11 protein-coding genes and 1 pseudogene are annotated in these 12,527 nt (G+C 38.4%); 5 read left to right on the forward strand and 7 right to left on the reverse strand.

What is annotated here, in order from left to right; all coding sequences use genetic code 11:
• Positions 1–206 precede the first annotated feature (206 nt).
• The 4 genes from K2F26_RS06350 to ssuE all read left to right on the forward strand — a co-directional run bounded on the left by K2F26_RS06350 (position 207) and on the right by ssuE (position 4,172).
• Positions 207–1,250: a sulfonate ABC transporter substrate-binding protein gene (locus K2F26_RS06350; RefSeq protein WP_220610793.1), complete on the forward strand. Its 1,044-nt coding sequence runs from the start codon at positions 207–209 to the stop codon at positions 1,248–1,250.
• 147 nt (positions 1,251–1,397) lie between these two features.
• Positions 1,398–2,237, forward strand: a complete 840-nt coding sequence (gene ssuC / locus K2F26_RS06355) for an aliphatic sulfonate ABC transporter permease SsuC (protein WP_220610794.1) — start codon at positions 1,398–1,400, stop codon at positions 2,235–2,237.
• Between the two features lie 164 nt (positions 2,238–2,401).
• Complete coding sequence (gene ssuD, locus K2F26_RS06360; protein ID WP_220610795.1) at positions 2,402–3,571, forward strand: FMNH2-dependent alkanesulfonate monooxygenase; 1,170 nt, start codon at positions 2,402–2,404, stop codon at positions 3,569–3,571.
• Positions 3,572–3,605: 34 nt separating this feature from the next.
• Positions 3,606–4,172 carry an NADPH-dependent FMN reductase gene (gene ssuE, locus K2F26_RS06365; protein ID WP_220610796.1) on the forward strand — a complete coding sequence of 189 codons (567 nt, stop codon included), beginning with the start codon at positions 3,606–3,608 and terminating at the stop codon, positions 4,170–4,172.
• A 126-nt stretch (positions 4,173–4,298) separates the two neighbouring features.
• Here the strand turns inward: ssuE and K2F26_RS06370 are convergent, their stop codons facing one another.
• The 5 genes from K2F26_RS06370 to K2F26_RS06390 all read right to left on the reverse strand — a co-directional run bounded on the left by K2F26_RS06370 (position 4,299) and on the right by K2F26_RS06390 (position 9,534).
• Positions 4,299–6,440 carry an arylsulfatase gene (locus K2F26_RS06370; RefSeq protein ID WP_246605538.1) on the reverse strand — a complete coding sequence of 714 codons (2,142 nt, stop codon included), beginning with the start codon at positions 6,438–6,440 and terminating at the stop codon, positions 4,299–4,301.
• Between the two features lie 200 nt (positions 6,441–6,640).
• A complete protein-coding gene (locus K2F26_RS06375; protein ID WP_194057033.1) occupies positions 6,641–7,618 on the reverse strand; it encodes a formylglycine-generating enzyme family protein in 978 nt (325 codons plus the stop codon).
• Positions 7,619–7,629: 11 nt separating this feature from the next.
• Positions 7,630–7,782, reverse strand: a complete 153-nt coding sequence (locus tag K2F26_RS06380) for a hypothetical protein (protein WP_220610797.1) — start codon at positions 7,780–7,782, stop codon at positions 7,630–7,632.
• Positions 7,783–7,809: 27 nt separating this feature from the next.
• Positions 7,810–8,769 (reverse strand): sulfurtransferase, encoded by a 960-nt coding sequence (locus K2F26_RS06385; RefSeq protein ID WP_220610798.1) that lies wholly within the window; start codon positions 8,767–8,769, stop codon positions 7,810–7,812.
• A gap of 93 nt (positions 8,770–8,862) precedes the next feature.
• On the reverse strand, positions 8,863–9,534 hold the full coding sequence (locus tag K2F26_RS06390; protein WP_220610799.1) for a glutathione S-transferase family protein: 672 nt from the start codon (positions 9,532–9,534) through the stop codon (positions 8,863–8,865).
• A gap of 747 nt (positions 9,535–10,281) precedes the next feature.
• Here K2F26_RS06390 and K2F26_RS06395 point away from each other — a divergent pair.
• A pseudogene (locus K2F26_RS06395) lies at positions 10,282–10,593 on the forward strand (serine/threonine protein kinase); the annotation flags it as partial.
• A 408-nt stretch (positions 10,594–11,001) separates the two neighbouring features.
• On the opposite strand, the gene K2F26_RS06400 reads toward K2F26_RS06395, so the two are convergent.
• Both K2F26_RS06400 and K2F26_RS06405 read right to left on the reverse strand, forming a co-directional pair.
• Complete coding sequence (locus K2F26_RS06400) at positions 11,002–11,199, reverse strand: NblA/ycf18 family protein (RefSeq protein WP_220610801.1); 198 nt, start codon at positions 11,197–11,199, stop codon at positions 11,002–11,004.
• A 578-nt stretch (positions 11,200–11,777) separates the two neighbouring features.
• Positions 11,778–12,512: a Stp1/IreP family PP2C-type Ser/Thr phosphatase gene (locus K2F26_RS06405; RefSeq protein ID WP_220610802.1), complete on the reverse strand. Its 735-nt coding sequence runs from the start codon at positions 12,510–12,512 to the stop codon at positions 11,778–11,780.
• Positions 12,513–12,527 lie beyond the last annotated feature (15 nt).

The raw sequence follows: 12,527 nt of genomic DNA on the forward strand, positions 1-12,527 counted from the left end.
TCAGCAGTCAGTAAGAAAGAAGAAAACCATCAATAATAGCATTGAAATTGCTCTCATTAACACTGGTGGAATTTGACAAAACGGGGGCATCCTTATTACTAACTCAGTCTCTTTCTAGAGAATAGCTACTGATTACTGATTACTGATAGCTGAATACTTACAGTAAGAAAACAATTTCAATTTAAATTTAGTGAGGAGACAGAAGCATGAAGTTTAACTTACCACGACGCACATTTTTACAAAAATTCCTTCAATACTCAGTATCAGCATTAGCTTTAGTTTCTCTTTCTGTAGCAATTTCCAGTAAAATAGTCGAAGCCCAAAATACAACTAAGAAAACAGGTATTAAAACCAAAGTAGTCCGACTTGCTTATCAAACTTCTGGCGATATTGTGAAGATAAAAGGAGTAGTAGATAAGCGTCTTGAGCCTTTAGGTGTCAAGGTAGAATGGTCTCCATTTCCTGCTGGACCCCAACTTATGGAAGCGATGAATGCCAACAGAGTTGATATTGGTTCTGTCGGAGAAACACCACCAATTTTTGCTCAAGCTGCTGGCGCTCAACTTGTCTATATTGCTGGACGTAAACCTAGTAAGGGTGAAGGTAGTGCAATTGTTGTTCAAAAAGATTCTCCTATTAAGACGGTTAAGGATCTTAAAGGTAAAAAAGTTGTTTTTCAAAGAGGATCTGCTTCACATTATTTACTACTCAGAGCATTAGCTGAAGTCGGTTTAAAATTTAGTGATATTCAAGCAGTGAGTTTAACTCCAGCAGAAGCTCGTGATGCTTTTATTCAAAAGAAGATTGATGCTTGGGTAGCTTGGGACCCTTTTATTGCCTTTGTCCAGAAAAATGCTAATGCTCGTGTTTTAAGAAATGCGTCAGGTATTGCTACCCAAGGTGGTTTTTATATGGCTAGACGTAGTTTTGCCGTTGAAAATCCAGAAGTTGTGCGTATAGTTTTAGAAGAAGTGGATAAGTTAGGGGAATGGGCAGAATCTAATCCTAATGAAGTTGTGAAAATTCTTGCTCCTGAATTAAAACTTGATCCGTCACTTTTATCTGTGGTAGTTCGTAGACGCACATTCCGTTTACGTCCAATTAACTCATCTCTGATTGCTGAACAACAACGCATTGCAGATTTATTTTATAAGGAAAAAGTTATTCCTAAACAGATTGCAATTAGGGAATCTGTTCTCAGTTCTCAACAATATGCAGCTATTACACCGCAAAGAATTAGTAAAAAATAAGCAAAAATTCAGATCCCCGACTTCTGAGAAGAAATCATAATTTTTTGGTAAGAATTCAGGAGTCAGGAGTCAGGAGTCAGAATATTTGTGTGTAGCAACAGCTAAACTTTTTCCCTAATCATCCTCATCATCAATTAATAAATGGTCATGAAACTTTCTTCTACTGATTTTTCATCAAAGTATTCAACAAAAAAAAATAAGTTCCATCTGAAATTTATCAAAAATCGCTATTTTCAATCATTTATACCGTGGGTTGTTCCGATAACAATAATTATATCGTGGCAATTATTATCTTCAATTGGTATGATTCCTACAAGAATATTACCAGCACCTTTAGCAGTTGTTGCTGCTACGATTAAATTGGCTCAAACAGGTGAACTTTTCAGAAATATTGGTATTAGTTCTCTACGGGCAATATCTGGGTTTTTACTCGGAGGAAGTATTGGATTTAGTTTAGGTTTACTTAATGGTATTTCTCCCATTGCCGAAAAATTGTTAGATACATCTCTGCAAATGTTGCGGAATATTCCTAACTTAGCATTAATTCCTTTGGTAATTTTATGGTTTGGTATTGGTGATGAGGCGCGATTATTTCTGGTATCTTTGGGTGTAATGTTTCCCATTTATTTAAACACTTTTCATGGGATTCGTAGTGTTGATAGGGGATTAATTGAAATGGGTAAAATTTACGGTTTAAATACTTGGGGTTTGTTCTGGCGAATTATTCTCCCAGGTGCAATGTCTTCAATTTTAGTTGGTGTGCGGTTTTCTTTAGGGATTATGTGGTTAACACTGATTGTCGCAGAAACAATTGCGGCTGATTCTGGCATTGGCTATATGGCAACAAATGCTAGAGAATTTATGCAAACTGACGTTGTGGTTTTAAGCATTGTAATATATGCTATGTTTGGTAAGCTGGCTGATGTTGTAGCTAGAGCTTTGGAAAACTACTGGTTGCAGTGGAATCCCAGTTATTTAAAGGGTTAATCTACTAATACTCGATAAATTTACAGTATTTTTTGTAAAAGTATTGCTTTTCTTGATTCATTTGTGCAATACTCTTAAACATTACCCCAATAATACGGTTCACCGATAGAATTACCGTAGTTATTGATTGAGTTTTTGATTACAAAGTTTTACACTTAAATATCATGCAAGTTCTTTGGTTTATTCCCACACATGGCGATGGACGCTATCTAGGAACTGCTATAGGTGGTCGTTCAGTCAACTTTGATTATTGGCGACAAATTGCCCAAGCGGTTGATCAATTAGGGTTTACAGGGGCTTTATTACCTACAGGTCGTTCCTGTGAAGATGCCTGGATTTTAGCTTCAACCTTGGTAACTCACACCAAGAAAATGCGGTTTTTAGTAGCAATCCGTCCGGGCTTAATGTCGCCAGGAGTAGCGGCAAGAATGGCAGCAACTTTTGATAGAATTTCTGGCGGACGACTATTAATTAACGTAGTTACTGGTGGTGATCCTGTTGAATTAGCGGGTGATGGTTTGCACCTAAATCATGATGATCGCTATCAACTAACTGATGAATTTTTAACAGTTTGGCGAGAAATAGCCGCAGGTGAAATTTCTAACTTTGAAGGTGATTATCTCAATATCAAAGAAGGAAAAATCCTATTTCCTAATGTTCAGAAGCCTTATCCACCTTTGTGGTTTGGTGGTTCTTCTCCTATTGCCCAAGAAATTGCTGCCAAGCACGTTGATGTATACCTAACTTGGGGTGAACCACCTGAACAAGTAGCAGAAAAAATCACCTCTGTAAAACGTTTAGCAGAAGCACAAGGTAGAACCTTACGGTTTGGGATTCGTCTTCATGTCATCGTTAGAGAAACTGAAAGTCAAGCTTGGGATGCAGCTAATGATTTAATTCGTTATGTGGATGAAGATGCTATTAAGAAATCCCAACAAGCATACTCCCGAATGGATTCTGTTGGACAACAGCGGATGAAGGAATTACATAATGGTAGTCGGGAAGCATTAGAAATTAGCCAGAATTTATGGGCAGGAATTGGTTTAGTGCGTGGTGGTGCTGGGACTGCATTAGTAGGTGATCCTGATACTGTTGCTAGAAGAATGGAGGAGTATGCAAACTTAGGAATTGATACTTTTATCTTCTCTGGTTATCCCCATTTAGAGGAAGCTTATCGAGTAGCTGAATTGCTTTTTCCTCGTTTACCTTTGGATAATTTACCAATAGTAGAACCGCAGTTATTGAGTCCTTTTGGCGAGATTGTTGCTAACCGGGAATTTCCCAAACAGCTTAAAGAACAACTTAGAACAACAACAGTAGCAACTGTAGATTAGTTAAAAATTAATTAAATCAAGAGGTTTTTGTAATATGGCTTATATTTTAGCAATTTCTGGTAGTCCTTCTCATCCTTCTAGAACCTATGGACTTTTAGAGTATGCAACTCAAATTCTTTCTCATCAAGGGTTAGAAACAGAGATTATTTCTGTGCGGGATTTACCTGCGGAAGATTTAGTTTATGGGCGTTACAATAGTACAGCTTTAGAAAAGCCAAAAGCACTTCTAGAACAGGCAAGTGGCGTAATTATTGCCACCCCAATTTACAAAGCTGCATATACTGGCTTACTGAAATCTTTTTTAGATTTGCTACCACAGAAAGCTTTGACAGATAAGATTATCTTACCCTTAGCTACGGGTGGAACAATTGCTCATTTGTTATCAATTGAATATGCCCTAAAACCAGTTTTAGGTGAATTAGGTGCAAGGCATATTTTAAGTACAGTTTACGCAGTGGATAAGCAAATTCAAATTCAAGCTGATGGTAGCTTGCAGTTAGATCAAGAACTTGAACAACGCCTACAAGATGTTGTAAAAAACTTTGTGCAAGCTGTAAATAATGCCCAACCAGATGTCAAAAAGTTAGCTTATGCCAATTAGTTAACTTTCTCTATACCAGTTACTTGGCATCATAGCTATTGCTCAGGTATTTTTGCAGGATTGTTTGATAAAATAGTGGTAACATTTATTTTTGTGGTCTTGTTAATTTGACGAGACCATTCTTTTTTACCGTTTAATTGTTGATTTACCAGGGGCTAATTTTTCAGGAGATTGAATAATGTAGCGTTCGGAATTAGCAAAGTTATAAACGTAGGTTGGTTTACTATCTTCTAGGAAAAATCCCCAACCAGCAAAACGTCCACCTTGAGTTAATAAAACACCCTCCGCACCACTTTCTGGAATTTCTACATCAGCAGTAATACTAAAGGATCTATTTTTTAAACTTGGGGCGCTACCTTCGGGAATGCTAACTCCACCAGAATAGTAAGTAAAGGTGGTGCGTCCTGTGGCCGGAGAAGGACGACTTTGAACATCAAATCTTTCAGAAACGCGATCATCTAATGGTAAAACTTTGTGTTTACGCGCTTCTGATAAAAACAACTTTTGCAGTTTTTCCAGTTTCTCTGGATTTTCAGATGCTAGGTTATTGGCTTCGCTGAAATCTTCCTCAATGTTGTATAGTTCCCAAGGATCTTTCTCGAAGTCTGCATTGATTGTACCCTGCCAAGGTAATCGGGGATGACGCGCCGCAGCTATCCATCCATCATCGTAAATAGCCCGGTTTCCAAACATCTCAAAATACTGGGTTTCGTGTTTAGAATCAGCTTCAGGATCATCAAATGTGTAAACGAGACTTGTTCCTTCAATTTTCTGTTGTTTTACCCCGTTAACTTGGGTGGGTGCAGTAATTCCCGCAGCTTCAAAAATAGTTGGTGTAATATCAATAACATGATGGAATTGGCTACGAAGTCCACCTTGATCTTTGATTTTATCCCCCCATGCAATAATTAAGGGGTTACGAGTACCACCAAAATGAGAGGCTATTTGTTTAGTCCATTGAAAGGGAGTTGTACCAGCCCAAGCCCAAGCTGCATGATAATGATTAAAGGTTTTGGGACTACCTAAGTCATTTAAAGAAGCTAACAGTTGTTCTCGACTTTCGGGTACTTTATTGAAAACTTTTAATTCATTAACGCTACCAGCTAAACCACCTTCAGCACTAGCACCATTATCACCAACGATGTAGAAAATTAAGGTATTGTCTAATTCACCAATTTGGTCAATGGCATCAATTAATCTTCCTACTTCATGGTCGGTATGTGCTAAAAATCCCGCAAATACTTCCATTTCATGGGCATAGATTTTTTGATCATCTGGAGATAAGGAATCCCACGCTGGCAATTCTTTGGGACGGGGGGTAAGTTGGGCATTAGCAGGAATTACACCCAGTTGTTTCTGACGTGCAAAGGTTTCTTCTCGTAATTTATCCCAGCCTTGGTCAAACTTGCCTTGATACTTGTCTATCCAGGCTTTGGGGGCGTGATGGGGTGCATGGGTAGCACCGGTAGCCAAATAGGTAAAAAAGGGCTTGTCAGGAGCTATAGACTGTTGAGAATGAATCCAGCTAATGGCATGATCTACTAAATCTGGTGTCAAATGATAATCAGGGTTATTGGTTGGTGGTGCAACTCGCTTAGTATTTTCTACTAAAGCCGGACTCCATTGGTTAGTATCACCACCTAAAAAACCGTAAAAATACTCAAATCCTAACCCTGTTGGCCAGCGATCAAAGGGACCAACTGCACTGGTTTCATAATCTGGTGTATTATGCCATTTACCAAAAGCTGCGGTGTTATATCCGTTTTGCCGTAATACTTCCGCTACAGTAGCCGCACTCTTAGGTAAAATAGTTGTGTAACCAGGAAAGCCTGATGCTAACTCTGCAACTACACCTGTACCGACTGAATGATGATTGCGTCCAGTTAATAAAGCTGCCCGTGTAGGTGAACAGAGGGCTGTAGTGTGGAATTGGTTATAACGTAATCCTTTTTCAGCTAAAAGAGTTAAATTCGGGGTATCTACGGGTCCACCAAAGGTACTCGCTTGCCCAAAACCTACATCATCCAACAATACTAATAGTACATTGGGGGCTTTTCCCGGGGCTTTAATAGGTGCAGGAAAATCCGGTGTTGATTCTTGATAAGTTATACCAATTTTACCTTCAAAAGATGGTGGATTTACTGGTAAAACTTTTGATGTTGCGGCTAGGGCGGGGTTTGTTGTAATTAGAAAGATGATGGAAAGAGATAGGGCGATTGCGCGGAGCGCAGCGCCGGAGGCGATCGCACGTAAAGTTGAATGGAACATACAATAACCTTTTAGGACTATTTTTTTGTCTCACGCAGAGGTGCAAAGAGAGATTAAGAGTGTTAAGACTTATGTACAAATAAGAGAAAAACGAACCACGAAGAACACAAAGAACACGAAGAAAAGAGGGTTTCAGAGAGTTTTTCTTATAAGTCTTGTATGAGGAAGACTAATAAAGTTCTTCTGCTGACTGTTACCTGTCACCTCGTCAAGTTCTTGACTAAGCGAAATCCGATATGGGTTGTTCCGGTATCAGGAGATTCTGATTCCCTTGCGGCTGGACGATAACGGCTACAATAGTTTGGCGCACATAGGTAAGAGCCACCTTTGATGACGTGCAGGGCGGTTTCTGTGGGTTTTTTAGGATCAAAACTTTGGTTAACAGATCCCCCACTTCTTTGAGAAGTCGGGGATCTATCGTTGAATAAATCGGAAGTCCACTCCCAAACGTTACCGGTCATGTCGTAAAGTCCATAACCATTAGGTGGGAAAGAGCCTACTTTTGCTGTTCCTACATAACCATCAGCTTTGGTATTGAAAAATGGGAAAATCCCCTGCCAAGTATTGGCTTTTTTGGCTGAATACTGATTTCCCCAGGTATAAGTTGCACCTTCTAAACCACCACGAGCAGCATATTCCCATTGTCCTTCTGTTGGTAGTGATTTTCCTACCCATTGGGCGTAGGCTAGTGCATCTTCATAAGCAATATGCACAACTGGATAGTTTTCTTTACCGACAATTGTGCTATCACTGCCGAAGGGATGCTGCCAGTTAGCACCGGGTGTCCAATGCCACCAACTAAGAAGCTGAACTCGCTTAACTCCTGGTTTTGGCATTTGAAAAACTAGAGAACCGGGTAATCTTTCTTCATCTGATAAGTCGGGAAACTGCTGTTTAGATAAAGGGCGTTCGGCAACCGTTACATAGTTTGTGGCTTTGACAAACTCTGTAAATTGGGCGTTTGTCACTTCGTATTTATCAATGCAGAACGATGTAACTGTGACATTTTCTGCTGTTTGCTCTTTCTCAAAACCAGAATCATCTGCTCCCATTTTGAATGTACCTCCAGAAATCATTACCATTCCTGGAGGACAGGGGTTAACGGCAAATGCTGGTGAATTGGTAAATAGCGATATCAGTGCAACTACTTGAATGAGGAGCAATATTAAAAACCGCATTTTACGTTGTATTAAGCTCCTGAGCGATCGCTTGTAGAATCACTGGGAGGTTCTTCTTGACTACTTCTACAACTGACCAAGTTATCTTGATCGAGATTATTAACAGCAAATACTGGACTAAAGATGAAAATTGAAGCAGTAATTAACAAAATTGCATATCTCATGGATTTATTTTTCACCTGTTCTCTTTTCTAAGTTAATTTCTCCTCTCCAGTAGCCACTGGTAAATCTTTGTGAGTGCTATATTCTGTCCAAGAACCTTCATAAATTCTGACTTTGGGATAATTAAGCAGATGCTTTAAAACCACATATTGTAATGTGGCTTCTCGTCCTGTACTACAAGAAACAATAATGTCATTTTCAGGAGTAATCTTTTTATCTGCCAGAATTTTTTTAATCTCATCTAATGACTTTAATTTGTGAGGATTTTTAGCATCTGTAAATGTTACCCAAGGAATATTCCGCGCACCAGGAATATGTCCATTGCGTATCCAAATATTTTCCTCACCCCGGAACAATTTTTCTGGTCTAGGATCAATAAAAACAACTCCTGGTCTACCAATAAGTTTTCTCACATCATTTAAATTCACACGCACTGAAGGATTATCTTTAACTGTGAATTTACCAACGGAATATTTAGGAAACTCTTTAGTTACATCTTGAGCAGCTTTATACCCTGCATAGCCACCATCCAATACGGCAATATCTTTCAATCCAGAACGTTCTAGTAAATAAGCAACCATTGTTGCACCTAAAACATCTCTCCCATCTGAATATACAAGTACACGACTGTTATTTGTTACTCCTGAATTAGCAAATATTTCTCCTAATTTTTGATTGTTCCAATATTGTACTGGTAATCCTTCTTTTGGACCTCTAAAAGCCGTATCAGCAATGTTTACAGCATTAGGAAGATGTCCTTCTATATAGTCGAGAGGAAAATTACGTACATCTAAAATTCTGAGGTTAGGATCTTTGGCGTTTTCAGCTACCCAATTTGGCAAAACAAATTGAATGTTAGCGCGAGAATTAGCTGATAATACTGGCAAAGGTAACAAGGGAATACTTACTAAAAATGCAAAAAACACTGTCACCAAAGCAAATAACTTAGGTTTTTTCAGATTCTTTAAAGAAAAACTTTTAAACATCATTTTCACCTTTATTTCTATTTCATCAAAATCTTCATTACTTAGTGAAATTACTTTAATTAGCAGGAATATTAAAGTAATCTCAAAAACCGTATTCTAAGCCTTTGGCACTGTTAAACCAAGAATTTTAGCGAATCTTTCTACATAAAATTCTGTAGGATTGGCAACTTGTTGAATAGATTCCCGTTGACGTAAATTATGCCACCATTCCTGTAATTTAGGTGTTTCTGTGGGGAATGTAAAATTACGGAATTTCTCTAAAACTGGTAATCTTTCAAACCAAGGATAGAAACTAATATCAACTAAACTCAGATTTTCACCTAAGAAGTAAGGACTATTACCAGAAAGTTTACCTAATCCTTCTTCTTCAATATACAAAAGAGACTCTAAAAACTCCCTCTTTCCTTGTTCTTGTTCTTGGGTATCTTTACCACGTAGGAATTTATTAAAAGCTGGAACTAAACGGGTATTAGCATAATCTATCCAAATTCTTGCAACCGCTTTTTGAGCAGGATCATGAGGTAATAAAGCTGGTTCGGGAAATACTTCTTCTAAATATTCATTGATAATTGCGGATTCATATATTTCCACATTACCATGTTTGATCGCTGGAACTTTTCCATAGCGAGAAACTTGGGTAAAAGCTTCTGGTTTATTCTGTAAATCAATTTCAACTGGTGTACAATCAATTCCTTTTTCCAGCAAGACTACACGGGTTCTTTGGGAAAAAGTAGAGGCTTTAGCGAAATAAAGTTGTAATGTACTCATTTAGTCCTTTCCTTGATTGGAATTTGTTTGATTTTTTAGTTAATTAGGGCTTGCTGATAGCGTGGCGTAAGCCATAAAAGTATTCTCGTATAGACAAGCAAAAAACAAGAGTTTGGGCTATCTGTTGGCAACAAATTTTTCCCTATTTCACGCTCACTATTTTCAATTTTGCTACTCCTATCTTGAAAAACCGTATGGCTAACGCCACGCTACGCTATCGGCTGACGCTCACGGCGAAGCCTTGCACCTCATTGTTCTATTTTTTGCCTCAATCCTTTGATTTATCTATGTTTTACATTTATTCCGCATCTCCTAATTATAAAAATTGCAACTTGAATGACAGCCAAAGATAGAAGTGAAGCAATTTCACTTCTACGAGTTACATTTTTTTGACTGGCAAAATACCAGGGCTTACAACTAACTACGGTTTATCGGTCGGGTTAAAGTATTATCTTAGGAGTATTTCATAGTTTTTACTAAAAAACAAGTCTTTTAGCAAACATTTTTCTCAAAATGTAGAACCAAAATGTCCAACAATTTAACACTTGTCCATAGCTTGCTTCTCTTCAGTACCGCGTTCATTGCCGGGTCGCTTAGCGAACTTGCATCTGTTAAGCCAATGTCTCATGCCAATACTGTTCGGTTAAGAAAGCTGCAACAAGCAATTGCGACGTTGCAACTGATGATTCAACGCTTTTTTTTCAACTCTTCCCTGAGTCATTTTGTGCTTTTAGTCTAAAGTCCAGTTACTACCTTGATCTAAAAACCTATTTCGGTCAGGAAACTGTGCGCTTGCTGCACCATATCGGTAATTATCGCTTGTTGTTTTTTGCACGAGAATCACCCAGTCACTGCACTCATGTTCTTTCCTCTAGTATTGCCCCTATTCAACGCGAAAGACTGCAAGAGTGGCTAGAAATCAGCAAAGTATTGACATCATCCGCAGATGCTCAAGTTAGTAAAAATTTTCTTAAACAGGAGTATGAAAAGATAAAACGGCAAATATTAGCTAAACTGCAAACAAGTGATACTGGTTCATCCTTTGATATATCTGGATAATAAGTAAAGTTTTGTAAATAAAATTTCTTGATTAACGCAAGTTATAGTTATATAAAATGGAAAGCTGAATTTAACTGCACTCTCGAAGTAAGAAAAAGATGCCGACATCCTTGGCAGCAGGAGGAAGCAAACAACAAACGGCTCTATTCTTTGAGATATGAGCTTTTTGGGTAATTTTTGTATTCCACTAAATTAGTTTCAGCTATATACAATAGCATCTTCTACAAACTTGGTCTGGGCATTATTAGACTGAAATATGATTACTGAATTTACTTGTGTCAGATACTGTGAGATCGAGAGTTAGGTGATTGGTAATCGAAGTTGACGCCCCAACATCCCCAGCTTTTTTCCGCTGGTGGAATCAAGCAAGAGAAGGAGGTCGCCCACTGCGACAAAAGCAAACCTACTCTATGCCATAGTGGAACCTGAATCTAATCCCCACTGATGCTTGAGAAGCTCTTTATAAGTTGCTTCCCTTACAACCATTTGCTCATATAGTTTAACTAAAAACTCTTGTGCTTGTTCATGGCTCATGTTCTTGACCTGTGTAGCAAATGAACGGATGCTAAATTGCTGTTCCAAGGAAAGCTCTATTGGTTGATTCATGGTTAATACCTAAAAAACAACGCTGTGATATTGCTGACAGAAAAACCAAGAGTGTTAACGGAGATGTGATCTATCTTCACAACTTGTTATTTTCTATATTAAGAAAGATAACAGTTGTTTGACAAATTGCCCAGTATCTGATGGTTAATGTTTCTGTTGATTGATTTGGCAACAAAGCTTAATTAAACCTACTGTGCTAAAAACCTGGTTAGCAAAAGCAACATTGGTTAAATAGATTGATAAACAGAACAAGGGTTTTTACAGTAGACTTGTTTTAGCTTGATTGCTATCCCTGTCTTTGAAAGTGACAAGGGTGAAATGAGCAGAATGTCAACCGCCTAAATTATGTAAATTTAGCCTCATCAGGTGAATTGAAAGGCTTAAAGATATTTTTAGCAATTTGCTAACATAAAAAATGCTCAAATTGAACAAAATGATAAGTATATTTACTTTGTTAGCTTTGGGTATGGGAAAATAGGCGCATGAGCAAGTATCAATTCAAAAATCAAAATTAATAACTCTCGTTCCCATGCACCAGTCACCTGCTACCTGTCAGATATTCCTGACAATTGAGGAAATTAGGAATCTGCCTCAACAACTACAAGGACAACTGTGATGTTGTCGTGTCCACCTTCCTCTTTTGCTGCTTCAACCAGAGAGAAAGCAGCTTTATCCAATATGGGAAAATTGTCAAGGCAAGTTTTAATTTGGGGAGCGACGAGTTCTTCCGTGAGTCCATCACTACATAAAAGTAAGCGATCGCCAACCTTGATATCTAGTGTTTGTATATCAACCTGATACAAATCCTCACGACCTAAACAGCGTGATAACACATGACGATAGGGATGTAACCGGGCTTCATCAGCGGAGATATGACCAAGTTTGATAGCTCTAGCGATCCAAGTATGATCCTCTGTGATTTGCTCTAATTGGGATTCCCGATAACGATATAATCTTGAATCGCCGACATGAGCGCACAAAGGTGGATCTGAGTCACTAAAAACCACTACAACAGCAGTAGTCCCCATATCAGCACGTTCAGGATGATTTTGCTGATCCTGCAAAATTCCTTGATTAGCTGCCAAAAAAGCTTTTTCTAATAATTCCTTTGTAGATTTGCTAGAGTGCCAATTTGCTTCTAAATACGCCCGAATTTCTTGGGCAGCAATGTGACTTGCCTGTTCTCCTCCTGCATGACCGCCCATACCGTCAGCAACTATAAAAAACCGTCCTTCCGGGTCTATATAGTAAGCATCTTGATTATTAGAACGAATAAGTCCCGGATCGGTCAAACCCGCGAAGTTAAGTTTCATAAATTTGTGCAGCAA

This window comes from Sphaerospermopsis torques-reginae ITEP-024 (assembly GCF_019598945.1).
GTDB lineage: Bacteria > Cyanobacteriota > Cyanobacteriia > Cyanobacteriales > Nostocaceae > Sphaerospermopsis.